Raw genomic sequence first — 16,327 nt, forward strand, 5'->3', positions numbered from 1 at the left:
TGAGGTTAGCTATTTGTAACTGATGCGTCGGGAAAGGCCTTTTTGCGTTCAGTTTGTTTGGACCTTGTAATTTGTCTTTTGTCTGTGGGGGTGAAATTTTGGCCAGTAATGGTTAAGTATAAAGAACGGAACCGTGGGGGTAACATTGAAGCTTAGTTTTACGGGAAAAATTCTTTTTGCCAGCACCTTAATTGCTCATGTTGTTTCATGCGCCCAAACGAAGGTCATGGAAGGCGATGCGGATTTGCTTACTCCGACAATTTACTATAAGCCGACAGTACATTTCGATGCGGCAAAATGTACTCAAGAAGATTTAAAAGATATTCTTTCGCCGACTGATAAAGTTTTGACCACAATTTGTTCCAAAGATTTTGACCGATGTTTGATTGAAGGCGCCTGCTTTGTTGATAAAGGCGGAAGTGTTCGTTCTTTCAACTATCATTCGCGTATTAAAAATATCCCACGGTTTGTTGAGGTGGATCTACGCCGTTGTCCATTTGGTTATGGAGTGAAATCGACTTGCCTGGATCCGTATTACACAATTGCAGCGGATCTTTCGATTTACAAAGCAGGGGATGTGGTTTTCGTTCCTCGTCTGGTGAATGCGCCCATGCCAGACGGAAGTGTTCATGATGGATTTGTGATAATACGCGATCGTGGAGCCCGTATTCTAGGGCAGGGACGATTTGACTTTTTCACGGGATTCTATAATCACGCAGATAAGGATAACATTATTGCTCGTCTGGGTTTTGGAGATCCGTACGCGCGTTTTGACTATCGAATGGCGACTGAAGATGAAGCTGCTGCTGCCCGCGAGCGACGGGGATACCCAGGTCTGAAGAATTCAATAGTCGTTAGAACGTTGGAAGAAATATCCAAATTTTCTCAGACTTCACCTACACGCAAGGAAAGCGAATAGACAAACCAGAGTCTATTTTGTGTAACATAACCGTTGAATTTCTTTCGGCTTTTTACCCACCTTGGTCCAGTGGTCCCTGGACCTTTGGCTAAAAAAATTCAAACTCAATCTTTAATAAAATCAGGTATTAAGCCTGCTCCTTCAAAAAAAACTAGACCTAGGTCTAAAGTTTTCTGGACCTTCGTCGATAAGTTATTCGTAACACGTTGGGCTTCCGCGGACTCCCTCTCAAGAGAAAATCCTCGGACAAAGTCTCCTGCAAACATGGTCAGTCACCCATGCTGCGGGGGACCTGCTCCAACCAAAATATTTGTATTTAAAAATTTAAGAGTTTTTTGAACGAAACAATTATTCGATCATAGTACGTTGTCGGGTTCAAAGGTGTTCTGCAGGTAAGTGGTGCGACCACAGTGCAATCTTTAATCCTCAAAAAAACAGCGTCTTATGGTCCAAACATATCCCGAGGAGGATCGTAATGGGCTTAAGAATTGCAACGAATACAGCGTCTATCGCTGCTCAGCGTGTATTGTCCACGCAACAGAAAAGAACTGAGCACTCTGCTCAGGCTCTTGCTTCAGGTTCCCGTATCGTTAATGCTGCTGACGACGCCGCAGGTCTGGCGATCTCAGAGAACTTCAAAGGACAATTAAAAGGTATCTCGGCGGCGCGAAACAACGCCAACAACGCGATTTCCTTTGCGCAAGTCGGTGAGGGTGGTCTGAATGAGATCTCCAATATCTTGATTCGTCTGCGCGAGTTGGGTGTGCAAGCTGCGTCTGACACTATCGGTGAAACAGAGCGCGGATTCCTAAATAAAGAGACCCAACAACTTCTCCAAGAGGCCGACCGTATTGCCAAAACGACAACGTTTGGTAATCGAAAACTTCTTGATGGATCCGGTGGTGAGCTGGAATTCCAGGTCGGTGCCAATGCCGGAGATGATAATATGATTAAAGTGACCTTCGATGCCGATGCTTCCGCAAGCAATTTGGGAATCGACGGTATTGATATGGAAGACAAGGGCGGAGCGAGATCTTCACTTGAAGATATCGACAGAGCACTCGTCAAAGTCAGTGAAATGCGCGCAGGATTTGGTGCGACCCAATCCCGACTGCAATCCACTGTAAGTAATTTGGATATTTCTTACGAAAATCTTTCTGCAGCGAACTCGCGTATCCGTGATACCGATATCGCCAAAGAAACGGCCGAAATGGCATCAGCTAATATCCTGCAAAACACGGCAGTGTCAGTATTAGCGCAAGCCAACCAATTGCCTAACGTTGCTATGAAACTCGTAGGCTAAGGTATAAATTAGAAAATTAGTTTTTTAATTAGTTCCTTCAATTTGCGAGGGGGACTCCGGGATAATCTCCCTCTGGAGTAGTCGCCCACAAAAAACTACTCTAATTCAGCCCACCCACAGGGGCCCTCGACGGGGTCCTTGTGGGTTTTTTGCGTTTCTACCCCATATCCCACCCATCCCCGATGTCTCCGGGGGTATCGGTCATCCCACTTCCCACTCCACAATTCCTTAATCTGTTCATGACTCATCCCACGCAAGCGGTTTTTAGAATAAGGCCGCCCATTCGCCTCACACTCATTCAGCTGTATGTAATTCCTTACAGTCTTATACGCCCGATGTCCCTTCACCACACGGGTAAACGGCCGGTGTTTCCAAATTTTCAAATCCTCCCGCCCCCTTTGTGGGGTATCGGTCAAGCGTTGGGCAAATTGCCCTGGCACGACTCGAAAGAAACTCTGCAACTTTGAACGACGGCCGCCACGAATCAAAATGTGTACGTGATCGTTTTGAATAGAGACCTGTTCGATCTTCACAAAGAACTTCAGGGAGTATCTTTTTAGCAGCGTATTCAGAAGTCTAAATACATGCGGATTGCGAAGTCCTCCACGTACGGCAAATTTATTTATCTTCAATACCAAATGAATGGGATTTTTGGCGGAGAGTGGGCGAGAGCCTCTGCCAAATGAGGATTTTCTGAGATCACCGCCGTAAGAAAGGCGATGAACATTGCGTGTATTGAATGGCGTTTGGTGATTCATGTCGTGTCCTCCCGAACTCAAGATGACCGGTACCCCCGAAGTGTTGGAGCGGAAGTGCAAGTTTGGCCCTGTGGTGAGTGTTGCGTTGATGAGAGAGATGAGAGGTGAATGTCCGAGGGGCGGAGAGTGCGGTCGTGGGAGTAAAGAGGAAGAGATGACCGGTACCCCCAGAGAGTTTGTGGGGGGGGGTGTTCCAGTTGGAGTACTTCTTGGGTTGGTATCTATATGTTTTGGGATCAGTTTGCACAGCTTTGGTCTGTTGGACTTTTGTGGCGTCGGGGATTTAGCTGGACCTTGGTATGGGATTTTGCAGGGTTTTGGGCTGGTTTTCGGGACTATGGTCTAGGTTTGACTGGATCATGGTCTAGTTTTGCAGGACGCGACTAAAGGCTTCACAGACCTCGCCGAAAGGTATGTCAGAAGCAACGACGATACCGAAGTCGAAAGTACTTGAGAGCTTCGAAGGGTGTGACTGCCTGACGAAAACTCGATTGCAGGGTACCAAGACCAACGTAGAGTCCCAACGTGTTAAACAGGTCAGCCTAAGTAGGTATAGGGCGGCCACAAATTATGGGGGTCCCACATGGGAATGAGAATTTCTACTAACATCGCAGCTGTAAATGCACAAAGAACTCTACAAGGTTCACAACGTGTAATCAGTAAATCCATGGAGCAATTGTCTTCTGGATCGCGCATCAATAAAGCGGCGGATGATGCAGCCGGCTTGGCAATCTCTGAAGGTATGAAGTCGCAAATCAGATCTTACAGCCAAGCGCAACGAAATGCGAATGATGGTATCTCAATGGTGCAAACTGCTGAGGGTGGTTTGTCCGAAGTTTCCAACATCTTGACTCGTATGCGTGAGTTGGGTGTACAAGCTTCTTCTGATACTATCGGTGATACAGAGCGTGGCTTCTTGAATAAAGAGGTTCAACAATTGAAAGATGAGTCTCAACGTATCACTCAATCTACAAAATTTGGTACAACTAAACTGCTTGATGGTTCCGGCGACAAGTTTGACTTCCAAGTAGGTATCGGTAATGACGACTTTGCGGACCGTATCTCCTTCAACGCAGGTGAGACAGACGCAACGACTGCTTCTCTGGGTATTGATGGTTTCGATTTCAGTTCTAAATCTGGTGCTCAAGAAGCATTGGCGAAAATCGACTCTGCGCAAACTCAAGTGAATGGTTACCGCGCAAATCTGGGTGCCTTGCAAAATCGTCTGACTTCAACAGTCGACAACTTGGGTGTTCAGCACGAAAATATCTCTGCAGCGAACTCTCGTATCCGTGATACAGATATCGCTTCAGCTTCTGCTGACCAAGCTCGTAACCAAGTGTTGTTACAAGCTAACACAAGCGTCCTGGCTCAAGCGAACTCGCTTCCAGGCGCAGCAATGAAATTGATCGGTTAATCTTAAATGTTTGATCTGGGAGAGCGCCTCCGTGCTCTCCCGGTACCAACCTACCCAGGGAAAACTAATAATGGGTTTCCCTGGGGTACTTAGAGGGACGGACTAGGGAATGGCCCAAAGTCCAGCTGTTTAAGTATGAGGCGGAAATGCCGATAAGTACCTCATGAATATCAAAGGATTGATTCCCAACATACAGCCCTCCGACGTCAAAGCGGTAGACCGCACGGGACGGGCGATTCAATCCGACATGGCTCACGACCGCGATGCGAATGGGCAGGAATCCTACCAACAACAACAACAAAATCAAAAGCCACCGATGTCAGAGGAACAACTCGAAGCTTCGATGGAACATTTGCGTAAACTCTCCGCTTTCAAAGAACATCGATGGACCGTTGAATTGGATATCGCCGAGGACGGAAAATTCGTTCTGGTGAAAGATAATCTTGGAACTTTGATTCGTCGTATTCCTGAAGCAGAGCTGTGGACTTTGCCTTCTGATGATTCTCCTCGGGGACAACTTTTAAAGAGATCTGCCTAGTCCTTGTAGAATAAATCCAAAGTTTTTAAGTGTTAATAGCATTTGGTTCCCAGCTTCTGGTCCAGCTTCAGAGGGGGATGTCAAAATTTATCCCGCTTATATTCCAATACAGCTCTAAAACCCGCATCCCTAGGCCTTTCGACGGACATTTAATTGACTCACGTTCATTGTATGAATTTGAGACGATTGATTCATGGCAGGAATACGAATTACAGGCATGGCCTCTGGGCTACCACCAAATATCGTCGAGCAGCTAATGGATGCTGAGCGTATTCCTGTGAAGCAAATGGAAAGCAAGAAGACCGAGAAGGATGACAGGTTGAAACTTGTCAAAGAACTCGAAACCAAGGTGAATGATATCACCAAGAATCTTTCTGAGCTGACCAACGTGCGCGGATTTGCGGATAAGAAATTTACCACCAGCGATAACACTGTCGTTGATGGGCAGCTTGATCCGAATACAGCCATGCCGGGGGAGTACAGTTTGGAAGTGGTTGAGCTGGCAGAAAAACCAGCGGCAATTTCCAACGGTTTCCCTGATAAGGATCAAACACAGATTGGTACGGGATATATAAAATTTGAAACGCATGAAGGTACCAAGGAAGTCTACATCAACGGCAAGACGTCTACACTGCAAGGTGTGGCGAATCAGATTAACAATGCCGATGTGGGACTGAAGGCGCAGGTTCTGGAGGATCGAAAGGACAAGGAAAACCCTTTCAAGCTTCTGGTTTCCGGTATGGCGACGGGCGATGACAACCAGGTGGCCTTTCCAAAGATTTATCTTTTGGATGGAGATCAGGACATGTACTTCGATCAGTCCCGCGCTTCCAAGAATGCGAAAGTGAAGATCGACGGATTTGAAATTGAGCTGCCTGATAACAAAGCAAAGGATTTGATTCCAGGCGTGGTTCTGGATCTGAAATCGGCTGCTCCAGGCAAGAAGATCAGTATGTCGGTGAAAGAGAATCTGGAAGCGATCAGCGGCAAGGTTAAGAACTTCGTTGATGCTTACAATGCGGCTTTGGGTTTTATCCAAAAGCAGAATCAGATTCAGGGCGGAGATAAAAGCGGAAATCCGAAGTTGGGCCCATTGGGTGGTGACGGATTGCTGCGCACGATTGAAAGCTCTTTGCGCTCGGCCATTCTGAATCCAGTGATGGGGGTGGAATCTCCTATTCACAGAATCAATGAGCTGGGAATTACGTTTAACAGAAACGGTACGCTGGAATTGAACCAGGATAAGTTCAATAAGGTTTTAAATGAGAACCCGGTGGGTGTCGGTGCATTCTTCCGTGGCGACAGTTTTAAAACAGGTTTTGTTCAGGTTATCAAACAGACGGTCAGTAATCTGACCAATGGACAATACGGTGGGATTGCCAACCGTAAAAGAGGTCTTGAGTCGCAGATCAAGCAGATTGATCAGCGGATCGACACCAAAGAACGCCAGCTTCAAAGAAAGGAAGACGGACTTCGTATGAAGTTTGCCAACCTGGAGACGAAGATGTCGGAAATGCAAGCCCAGCAGGCCAAGTTTGCCGCAATGGCACAGCAGGCTGGCGGCTAGTTTAAGAAGTTTAATTGTACGTTGATGATCAGGAATAGGAAGAGGAAACGATGAATAAGAACGCGTATCAAAAATATAAAACGACTTCGGTTCAAAGCGCCAGCAAGGAGAAAATCCTATTGATGCTTTATGAAGGTGCCATCAAGTTCACCAAGCTTGCAGTAAAGGCAATCGAAGAAAAGAAAATTGCTGACCGCGGACAAAACATCGGCAGAGCCTTCGATATCATCATGGAATTGAATAACACCCTTGATCATAAAGTGGGCGGGGAGATCGCATCCCAGCTGGAACAGCTTTATATGTTCATGATGGAGCAATACACGAAAGCCAATATCTCCGGAGATGCGGCACCACTTCATGCGAACTTGAAGTTGCTGAATACTCTGTATGATGGCTGGCTGCAAGCAGTTGAAAAACTTAAAAAAGAAAACGACGACGGAAAGAAAGCGGGTTAATACCATGGAGGGTAACGTGACCAGAATCATCAGCCTGTTGAACGAAAAAAATCATTACCTTGAAAAGTTCTATTCCCTGAACGAGGTTGAACTTGCGAACTTTGCGCAAGGTATGTTCGACAACTTGGAGCACTTTTATCAAACGCGTGAGAAAATTCTGGATGTTCTTAAGTATGTTGATTCACAAATCGACAAAGCTCATAATGAAATCACTCCCGATGCAGTTATGGCGACTGAGGATCGTAAGCAGATCAAAGAAGCCCTTTCTATTAAGGATGAATATGTAGCGCGTATCATCGAACAGGATATTCAGGTCCTGGTTTGCATCGAAACGGCAAAGAATTCCATCATCCGCGAACTGCAGGATGTTCGTCGCAATCGCAAGGCCATTGGGGGATATAAATCCAAGTCTTTTGATTCGCAACTGGATGAAGAGGCCTAGACCCGGCAATTTTTTCCCGACAAAAAGCTGACGGCAAGTACGGTCTGGGAGTCAAACTCCTGAGCTGAACTTGCCTCAACTTCAAATAAACGCATTTCAAACTTTGGCATCTGTGTTGCTCTTCTCTAACTTCGGAGGAGATCCATGCAGATGTTGGAAAATCAGATCGTTCAAAAGTCCAGTGAGAATATTGAAGTTAATTCTTCAAACGAAACCTTTCAGGAAAGCTCTGGCAGAATTTACTTTGATTCTGTGCAGGCTCTTGCAGACTTTGAATCAGAAGCCACAGTTAAATCACAGGAAGTTTCAGATCCCCGCATTACGAAATGCTTGCAGAATGCGAAGGTTCTGTCCAAGCATGGTGAGTATCACCTTGCACTGAATCTGTTGCGTCAAGCTTGTAATATCAATTCAAAACATCCGGCGACCTTAAGTATGTTGTCACGCAATCTGGAAAAGATCGGCAAATACGACGAGGCGATCATTGCATTGAATGCGTGGAATAAAGTGGACTACGGTTTTGAGAGTCTTGCCTTCCTGGCGCATGCACTTTATCGCATGGGTCGCGATCAACAAGCTTTGGAAAAGTACTTCGAGTCTTTGTCAGTGTTGACGGAAGAGAATGACCAGCTGTTTGAAGTATATAAGAACATCGGAAATATCTATGTTCGTCAGGGTGATTTTGATGGCGCTGAAGAATACTATAATAAAGCTTATACCATTAATACCACTTCGGATGTGTTGCTGGTTAATTTCGGGACACTTGAGGTGCAGCGTGGTGATTTCGATAAATCCCTGTATTGCTTCCGTAAGGCCGTAGAGATCAATCCTGAGAATGACAAAGCCTGGGTGGGTCTGGCGATGGTGCACCAGCAATTCGGTGACACAGAGCTTGCGTGGGCAAACGTTGAAGCAGCTTTGGATATTAATAAGAAAAACCGCACTGCGGTGCACTTGGCTGCCAACTGGGGTCTGCGTGATCGTCAGTTGCAAAAGTCCATCGAGGCTTTGCAGGAATATCTTTCTCAAGTTGAACAGGATGAAGATATGTCCCTGGTTTTAATCAATTTGCTATGTACCGCGGGACAAATGGATCAGGCCTTGCTTGAAATCGAGCGCGTTCTTTTGTGGAACCCTGATCACACGGAAGTTAGAAATCTTAAAAAGAAAATCACACCTACAGTAAAGGCAGCATAAAATGTCCATGATTACATTCTCTGAAAACCAGGACTCTTCTCTTATTGCATTCGAAGCAGGCGCTGCTTTGGCATCATTGACGCAACCTCGTGAGGAAGCATTGAAGTGGACTTACTCTTTGGGGCCTATCCCGTCAGCTCATGTTGTTATCATTGGTTTAGGATCGGGTTTTCAGGTTGAAGCTCTTGCTGACATGGATCCGAACGTTCAAATCACGGTGGTTGATTCGCGTGATTCATTGGTTCCGGTCTTCAGATCACAGTTTCCTGAACTTGCTGAGCGTGTCCAGATCGTTATCGCCGACAGTGTTCAGGATCTGATGAAGAATGATGTCTATGCTGACGTTGTTGCTAATCGCGCCTATGTAGTTTCTTTCCGTGAATCCTGGGGGCAGCAACTAAATCTTTTTGCTGAATTTTTCGGGCACTTGACGGGTCGTACGGTTGAAGCGGTGAAGTATCACCTTGAAGACCTGCAAATGAATATGAAGTCTTTGTACTTTCAAAATAACAACAGTTTGCTTTCCATTAAGGACATTTTGCCGGTGGTGGAGGCTTCCCAGGTTGCGGAGGAAAAGAAACAGATCTTCCGTATGTTGGGTGAATTGGTAAAATAGATGAAGATACTGGTCGTCTCGCTTTTGCGTCTGGGAGATATTATTCAGCAGCAGCCTTTGTTAAAGGCTTTGCGAAATAAGTATCCTCAGGCCGAAATACATTTATTGATAAACCGTCAGTTTTCCCAAGTGGAATCTCTGCTGCATGGTTTGGTTGATAAGTATTTTTACTTTGACCGGGATGCCTTGCAAAAAGGTCTGGGCGAGGCGTCCTATAATATTCTGTGGTCGCATCGGCAATTAGAAATGCTGGTGAAAGAATTGAATGGCGAGAACTACCAACAGATAGTTAATTTCACACACAACAAGCTGAGTGCCTATCTAATAGGTTCATTGCAGGCTCCAGTAAAGCAGGGATTACACCATGCTGAAGGAGTATTTCAGGGATTAAAAAATCCCTGGCTTCGCTATTTCAATGAACGATTTTCCGGAACGCAGCCTTCGTTGTTCCACTATGTGGAGCTATTGGGTAAATCCTTTGGGCTGCCGGTTTCCAGGTTGGTTTTACCGCAAACCAACAAAAGTAAGAGGATTTTATTTCAGTGTCTGACCAGTGATTCAAAGAAGAACTGGGCGCTGGGCAGATTCAAGCAGCTTAAAGATACTATTGAGTCCTCCCTGGTTGACTACAAAGTTCAGATTCTATGTGCACCATTTGAAAAGAATCTGCTGACGGAAGTTTTCTCAGAAGCGGATCTCTTGGTGTGTGATTTGGCTGAGGGGCAAAAGGCCCTGGGCGAATCCTGTCTTTTGGTGACTGGTGATACCAGCATTAAACATCTTGCAGCGCAGATGGGCGTGCCGACTGTCGAGTTGGTATTAGGCAGCAGTGATTGGACAAAGACGGCAGCTTTCTCTGGTAACTCGGAAGTGATTGTGGCACAAACTGCGTGTTCACCATGCACTCATTCCCAGGCCTGCAGTCAAAAGTCGCAAATCTGCGCAGAACAAATTTCTGTGGACCAGGTTTTCGCTGCCGTTTGGGATAAACTAAGTAAAAAACAGGTTAAGCCTGTTGTAACTCTAAGAGATCTGGAGCGCATTTCCTGGTCGCTTAAACTGGATGGCGTTTCCGCATCGGAAGTTATTCCCTATGCAAATGCAGCACTCGAGTTTTCGAAATCCGGTGATACAGATTCGGTTCGTTGCCTATTAAAGCAGGCCCGACAGTCACAGGATCAATATGAAGTCTGGATTTCCCGATTGGAAGCCGCCTTTCCTAAGCGTGAAGATCTGATTGGTAAGTCCCAGCTTAAGAGTCACGATATCGGTGAATTCATCCTGACCGCTCAGGAAGTTGTTAAATCAAAACAAGACACGGCTGGGTATTTCCAGTCGGTTGTAGAAACTCTGATGGCCCGTTTTTCCAGTACGTTGCAGTTTCACGAGAAAATGCAGAGTGCTCTAGCAGAAGTCCGCGAACTTTTGCAATCGCGGGGTCAGTTCATTCACTCACTAGAAATAGTTCTCAAGGAAGGGGCCTATTATGCAGCAGGAATTGGACAATTATCTATCGACAGCTTTGAAGAAGCTGGAAGAAGCGTATCGCGAGATCGTGAAGACGCAGCCTTATAATCAGGAAGCTGAAACGATCAAACTTGTTGCTGAACTTGCAAAGGAACAAATCAAAGATGAAAATTCTAATTCTGCAGCTCGCTAGACTGGGTGACATTTATATTTCATGGCCGGCAGTTCGTGCTGTACGCCGTTTGTACCCTGAGGCTGAAATTCACTTTATGACAAGACCCCGTTTTGAGGGGGCAGTTGAAGGATTGACCGCAATCGATAGGCATCTGACGTTGCCCAGCGGCCATATTTTGCAGCCGCTGGTGAATGAATCGGTCAACACGGAAGAGTCTTTGAACCGTATGGAAGAGTTCGTGGAGACTGTACGTGCAGAGAACTATGATCAGATTATCAATCTGACGTTTTCGCCATTTTCCAGCTATCTGACTCACGCGCTGACTATGCCGCATACTTCGGTTTTGGGTTACACGCGTTTCAGAGACGGCTTCTTCTGTGCAGCCGATGAAGTGAGTGCTTACTTCTATGCTCAGGTGGGTATTAACAAACCAAACCGTGTGCATGTGGCTGATATTTTCGCATCGATGATCGGTACAGAGTATGTTGAGCAGGATTGGGAAGCACCAGCTTTGCCGGAAATCGGTATCACGTTGCCGGAAACTTTCCTGACGATTCATGTGGGTGCCAGTGAAAAACACAAGGCTTTGACCGCAGAAGCCTGGGCGCGTGCCTTGGATTACTTCAGCCGTCGTTATCAAGGGATGCCTATTGTTCTGATCGGTGCTCCAAATGAAATGGACATTGCTAACGAGATTATCGCGAACGCGCCCAATGCGGCTATCACAAATCTTGTCGGTCAAACGAAAATGAACGAGTTGTTCACAGTATTGAAGCGTTCTGAATTGCTGATCGGCTGCGACAGTGCTCCGATTCATATGGCGTCTTTGACGGATACACCAACGCTGAATATCAGTGTTGGCAATGTGAACTTCTGGGAGACCGGACCGAAAGCGACGCTGGGTTTGATTTATCGTTTCGAAAACAGCCAGGAGATCGTGCCGGAAAGAATCGGTGAAATCATCGCTCAGCTGTTGGAAGGTCATGCAGATCCAGAGTTGATCATGCGAACTCCGGGCCTTGCGAGTTACGGTAAAGTTGAAACAGCAGAGCAGGAATTTGCCTGGAAGCTGGTTCAGGCTATTTACCTTGGCGGTGATTACCCTGTCGCTGATCGTATCGAGATCATTGAAGGTGCGATGAAACTTGATGAAATCAACGATTTCATGATGAGTCAGTTTGCACTGATTCCAGAGAAGGGTGTTAACGCGATTGCCCCTTTTATTGACGGTGGCGAAGATGTTATTAAATCAATTAGCCGGATTGTCCCTGAGTTGCGTCCTATGATTGATTGGTATCATGCGGAGAAAATCCGTGTGGCTCCAGGCACGCAAGAGGAGATTATTGCAGCAACTTTGAGTGTTCATGAGCGTTTTAAGCGCCATCTTCGTGTGTATGTACCTCAGGATGAAATAATCACGACTGTGGAGGCTAAAGATGGAACGCTTTAAAGTGACCGGCCAGGAATTGCGCAATTTTTATCAGACAGACACTGTTCTTTCCCGCGTTTTTGATGATATCGAAAATGAACTGCGTGACACCAATCAGGTGGTTTGCCGATTTATCGTTAACGGTATGGAAATCAAAGAGAATGACGAAGCACGCTTCGGCACAGTTTCCCTGAATGATGTGGAAACACTCGAGTATATGACTGAAAACAGCAATGATCTGGTATTGGATGTATTGCAAGCATGGATCGCGGCATTGCCAGAGCTTCAGGAAAAAACGGAAAGCCTGTCCAAGCGTATGCGCACTCAGGGGTTCAGTGGCTTGCTGAAACCAATCCACGATCTGGTGCAAAACTGTGAGTACCTGATTGATTCAGTCATGTCTTTAAAGATCATAATGGGTGACCGTTACCTGGTAACCAGTCCAGTTGATTGGGTGAAGACGGAACAGGACAGTAAAACTACGGTTGTGGAAGCACTTCGTGCTTTGGAAAATAAGGATTTTGTTCTTTTAGCAGATGTCCTAGAGTATGATTTAAACAATGTTCTGCAAATGTGGACTGAACACTTGCAGCACTTGGAGAAGGCACTGAATGGGGACACCAGCGGAACTTATCAATCCGAGCAAAATAGATCCGATTTTATGGGTCGGAAGCGTATCGCCAATTAGGCTGCCTCAATACTTTCCGTTTCAAAAACGGGAAGTGGAGATCGTGTTGCGGGCTTCGTTCGACGAGGCCCGTTCGCTTTTGCAGAACCAGAAGTTTTCCTCGATCTTGGTCCAGGAAGACGGGACTAATGAAGCATTTGAGTTATTGATTCAAGCCCGCCATTTACAGCCCATGGCTCCGCGATTTTATATTTCCCATGATCTTACTGAAGAAAAAGTGCGCCAGGGCATCAACCAGGCGCAGGTCTATCGTTTTATACGTTGGCCTTTGGCTGAGAGGGAAATATGGCAGCAGTTCGAGGATGCGCTGGAAAAGCATGCGACATACTTGTCGCGGTCACTATTATTAAAAGAATCATCTTCTCAAAATAAAGAACTTGAAGCCCTAACGCATTCCCTGGAGGGCTTGGTTGACGAGCGCACTCAGGGTATTGAAGTCTCGCACAAGGAAGAAAGCGACAAGTTAAATCGTGAACGCAACCTTGTACGTCTGATAAAAGATCTGGCCAACCAGAACTCCTTCGAGGACGTTCTGGGTATTATTCGTAAAGAGCTCCGCAAGTTTCATAAGATCGGTGATCCGATTCTGGTGTACCGGACGGAGTCCACCAAAACTCACTTCATCAGCTTTCAGCTGGGAACGATGACTCAATCTGAATCCTCGGTTGATTTTGAGTTTCCTAAGAACGCCCAGGTGCCGTCTTCCGATTTGATCAGGCATCTGGCGAACCATTTCGGCCGACCGTTTGCAAAAACTTATGTTGTCCCGCTAGAGTTGCGTTTGACCAATCACCTGCTGGGTGGCAGCAGCGAAGCGATTCTTTGTATTGAAAATTCACTGAATGAAAAAGAAATGCCTCCCTTTGTGGAGTTCATGACGGACCGGATGCGACCTTTGAGTATGACTCTGGATCGGGTTCTTTTGGAGAGCCAACTTTCGGCATTCTCTTACCGTTGGGAAAAAACTTTCGACGGCATGAGAGATCCCATCGCAATCATGGATGTGGATTACAATGTGGTGCGGGCTAATAGAAAATTTTCGGATCGGTTTCCCGACAAAAAACAAGCTGGTGAGGCTTCGCCGGCGGGCCTGGCTTTGGCGGATGGGCAACCTCATGTGGGACAAATTCAGGCAGATGGCCGGGTCTATCAGGTTCACAGCTATCCGGTGGTTTTGGATAATGGTGGAAAAGCCACAAATGTTGTAAACCAATATGTTGATATCACGCAAAGTCGCGAACTCTATCTGCGCATGTTGCAAAATGAAAAAATGGGTGCCATTGGAATGTTGGCTGGCAATATTGCACATGAGCTGAATAATCCTCTGACGGGGCTGCGTTCTTTGGCGCAGGTGTTGTTGCAAGAGGCAGACAAGAACACAAATCTATACTCTGACCTTATCGAAATCGAAAAGGCAGCAGCACGCTCACAAAGCATTATCAAAAATCTTCTGGATTTTTCCAAAGGCGAGGATCAGCCGGCCGAAGATATTTCCATTGATGAGATCGTGGAAAGAACGCTGCCGATGTTGAAGTCGGCTCTGCGCACCCATCGTTTGGAAGTCACCCTGCAAAGCATCGATAAAACTGTGCACGTTGAGCCACACTTAATTCAACAAGTGGTATTCAATTTGGTTAATAATGCGTGTCAGGCGATGAAGGATCCAGGGCGGCTTAGAATCAACTCTTTCCATTCTGGCAAAGAAGTCGTTTTGGAGATTGAGGACACAGGGCCAGGGGTGCCGGAGGATATTCAAAGAAAAATATTTGAGCCATTCTTCACGACAAAAAAAGAAGGACATGGGACGGGTCTTGGGTTAAGTATGTCTAAGTCTGTCATAGAGAAATTTGGTGGCAGTATCACGTATGAAACGGTGGATCCACAAGGGGCCCGTTTTGTGATTACTTTGCCTTTTAAGTAAGGATTCTGTTGTGAAGGTTCTAATCGTCGATGATGAAGTTTTGGTACGCCGTTCACTGTCCCGCGCCTTTCGCGCCAAAGGACACGAAGTGGTTGAAGCCGAAAATGGAAACGAAGGTCTTGATCAATGGAAGAAGACCACGCCGGATTTGGTCTTTTTGGATGTCTTGATGCCTGGAATGACAGGGCCACAAGTGCTGAAAGAGATCGGATCAGATCGCTCGGGAAAAGTGATTTTAATGTCTGCCTTTGCTGGAGAACACAATATGGAAACGGCGCTACAAATGGGTGCCGAGATGTTTGTGCCTAAACCGTTCGAAGATATTTTTGCTATTGTTAAGATGGCCGAGGATTTGTTGTCATGAGAATTATTGCAGGGAAATACCGAGGTCATCAATTGGTGAGTTTTAAGGCGGATCACATCCGGCCCACCACAGATCGCGTGAAAGAAACCTTGTTCAATAAACTTCAATTCCAACTTGAAGGAGCCAATGTTGCTGATTTGTTCTGCGGCACAGGCAACCTGGGAATCGAAGCCCTGTCCCGCGATGCAAAGTTTTGCACATTTGTAGAGATGAATCCCAAGTCGTTGACGATCACTCGCCAGAATTTTGAAAAGCTTAAAGTGCCTGCGAACCAATACAAAATCATCAGCATGGATGTTATTGCGTTCTTAAAATCCTACACAGGCGAAGCCTTTGATATAATTTTTGCTGATCCGCCATTTACTGAAAAGATGGCGCATTTCGTGGTTGAAGCGGCAAGTGTCAGTCAGGCTTTTGGTAATCACACGATCATGGCAATCGAATCCCAGCGCAAAGAGCGCATGGAAGATCGCTATGGAAAGCTGGTTCGGTTCAGCAAAAAAGAATTTGGCGATAAAATTCTAAGCATGTTCTGTCACGAAAGTGCATTGGAAGAAGACACACAGGAAGAGGAAAACGAAGATGAGTAACATCGCGGTCTATCCCGGCAGCTTTGACCCCATTACAATGGGACACGTTGATATTATCAACCGCCTGGCGCCGTTATATTCTGAAATCGTGATTCTGGTGGCGCAATCTGCACAGAAGCAATCATTGTTTTCTGCGCAAGAGCGTAAGGAATTGATTGAAACGTGCCTGTCGAATCTGAAAAATGTCCGGGTGGAGTTCTTTGAAGGTCTAACAGTGGACTACATGAAAAAGCACAATGCTCAGGTCATTATTCGTGGCTTGCGGGCGGTGGTGGATTTTGAATATGAGCTGACGATGGCGCAAATCAACAAGAAGATCGCGCCTGAAATCGAAACTCTGCTAATGTTCGCAAGTCCTGAGTGTTACTATATTTCTTCGCGAGGCGTGAAAGAGCTTGCGATAAATGGTGGAGATCTTACTGGTTTCGTACCTGACGTGGTTAAAGAGGCGATAACGAAAAAACTTAGAAAATAGGACCAT

Annotated in this window: 17 protein-coding genes; 16 read left to right on the forward strand and 1 reads right to left on the reverse strand. The window is 46.1% G+C overall.

Translation table 11 applies throughout. The features are described from left to right. The first annotated feature begins 145 nt into the window (after positions 1-145). Together ACLVWU_RS02535 and ACLVWU_RS02540 are read left to right on the forward strand one after the other, a co-directional pair. Positions 146-919, forward strand: coding sequence for a 3D domain-containing protein (locus tag ACLVWU_RS02535; protein ID WP_413576988.1), 774 nt, complete (start codon positions 146-148; stop codon positions 917-919). A 475-nt stretch (positions 920-1,394) separates the two neighbouring features. After that, entirely contained in the window at positions 1,395-2,222 is an 828-nt protein-coding gene (locus ACLVWU_RS02540) for a flagellin (RefSeq protein ID WP_413576990.1), read from the forward strand. Positions 2,223-2,317: 95 nt separating this feature from the next. On the opposite strand, the gene ACLVWU_RS02545 is transcribed toward ACLVWU_RS02540, so the two are convergent. Next, a complete protein-coding gene (locus tag ACLVWU_RS02545) occupies positions 2,318-2,980 on the reverse strand; it encodes a transposase (protein WP_413576992.1) in 663 nt (220 codons plus the stop codon). Between the two features lie 583 nt (positions 2,981-3,563). On the opposite strand from ACLVWU_RS02545, the gene ACLVWU_RS02550 reads away from it, so the two are divergent. From ACLVWU_RS02550 to coaD, 14 genes are all read left to right on the forward strand, one after another. Beyond that, positions 3,564-4,397: a flagellin gene (locus tag ACLVWU_RS02550; RefSeq protein ID WP_413576995.1), complete on the forward strand. Its 834-nt coding sequence runs from the start codon at positions 3,564-3,566 to the stop codon at positions 4,395-4,397. 163 nt (positions 4,398-4,560) lie between these two features. Beyond that, entirely contained in the window at positions 4,561-4,935 is a 375-nt protein-coding gene (locus tag ACLVWU_RS02555; RefSeq protein ID WP_413576998.1) for a hypothetical protein, read from the forward strand. Positions 4,936-5,152: 217 nt separating this feature from the next. Then, entirely contained in the window at positions 5,153-6,502 is a 1,350-nt protein-coding gene (gene fliD / locus ACLVWU_RS02560; RefSeq protein WP_413577001.1) for a flagellar filament capping protein FliD, read from the forward strand. A 50-nt stretch (positions 6,503-6,552) separates the two neighbouring features. Then, positions 6,553-6,957 (forward strand): flagellar export chaperone FliS, encoded by a 405-nt coding sequence (gene fliS / locus ACLVWU_RS02565; RefSeq protein WP_413577002.1) that lies wholly within the window; start codon positions 6,553-6,555, stop codon positions 6,955-6,957. A gap of 16 nt (positions 6,958-6,973) precedes the next feature. Beyond that, positions 6,974-7,399 (forward strand): hypothetical protein, encoded by a 426-nt coding sequence (locus tag ACLVWU_RS02570; protein ID WP_413577004.1) that lies wholly within the window; start codon positions 6,974-6,976, stop codon positions 7,397-7,399. A gap of 144 nt (positions 7,400-7,543) precedes the next feature. Next, entirely contained in the window at positions 7,544-8,596 is a 1,053-nt protein-coding gene (locus ACLVWU_RS02575) for a tetratricopeptide repeat protein (RefSeq protein ID WP_413577006.1), read from the forward strand. Position 8,597: 1 nt separating this feature from the next. Continuing rightward, on the forward strand, positions 8,598-9,212 hold the full coding sequence (locus ACLVWU_RS02580; RefSeq protein WP_413577008.1) for a hypothetical protein: 615 nt from the start codon (positions 8,598-8,600) through the stop codon (positions 9,210-9,212). After that, complete coding sequence (locus ACLVWU_RS02585; protein WP_413577010.1) at positions 9,213-10,787, forward strand: glycosyltransferase family 9 protein; 1,575 nt, start codon at positions 9,213-9,215, stop codon at positions 10,785-10,787. 56 nt (positions 10,788-10,843) lie between these two features. Next, positions 10,844-12,304, forward strand: a complete 1,461-nt coding sequence (locus ACLVWU_RS02590) for a glycosyltransferase family 9 protein (RefSeq protein WP_413577013.1) — start codon at positions 10,844-10,846, stop codon at positions 12,302-12,304. Beyond that, entirely contained in the window at positions 12,291-12,971 is a 681-nt protein-coding gene (locus tag ACLVWU_RS02595; RefSeq protein WP_413577014.1) for a hypothetical protein, read from the forward strand. The genes ACLVWU_RS02590 and ACLVWU_RS02595 overlap by 14 nt, the downstream gene beginning before the upstream one ends. Continuing rightward, complete coding sequence (locus ACLVWU_RS02600; protein WP_413577016.1) at positions 12,895-14,892, forward strand: ATP-binding protein; 1,998 nt, start codon at positions 12,895-12,897, stop codon at positions 14,890-14,892. The genes ACLVWU_RS02595 and ACLVWU_RS02600 overlap by 77 nt, the downstream gene beginning before the upstream one ends. 10 nt (positions 14,893-14,902) lie before the next feature. Continuing rightward, positions 14,903-15,256, forward strand: a complete 354-nt coding sequence (locus ACLVWU_RS02605; protein ID WP_413577017.1) for a response regulator — start codon at positions 14,903-14,905, stop codon at positions 15,254-15,256. Beyond that, the gene (gene rsmD / locus ACLVWU_RS02610; protein ID WP_413577020.1) at positions 15,253-15,846 is read left to right on the forward strand and encodes a 16S rRNA (guanine(966)-N(2))-methyltransferase RsmD; all 594 of its coding nucleotides are present in this window, start codon (positions 15,253-15,255) and stop codon (positions 15,844-15,846) included. The genes ACLVWU_RS02605 and rsmD overlap by 4 nt, the downstream gene beginning before the upstream one ends. Next, positions 15,839-16,321 (forward strand): pantetheine-phosphate adenylyltransferase, encoded by a 483-nt coding sequence (gene coaD / locus ACLVWU_RS02615; protein WP_413577021.1) that lies wholly within the window; start codon positions 15,839-15,841, stop codon positions 16,319-16,321. The genes rsmD and coaD overlap by 8 nt, the downstream gene beginning before the upstream one ends. Positions 16,322-16,327 lie beyond the last annotated feature (6 nt).

The sequence above is a fragment of the Bdellovibrio sp. HCB290 genome (assembly GCF_047305925.1).
In the GTDB taxonomy this organism is placed as follows: Bacteria; Bdellovibrionota; Bdellovibrionia; order Bdellovibrionales; family Bdellovibrionaceae; genus Bdellovibrio.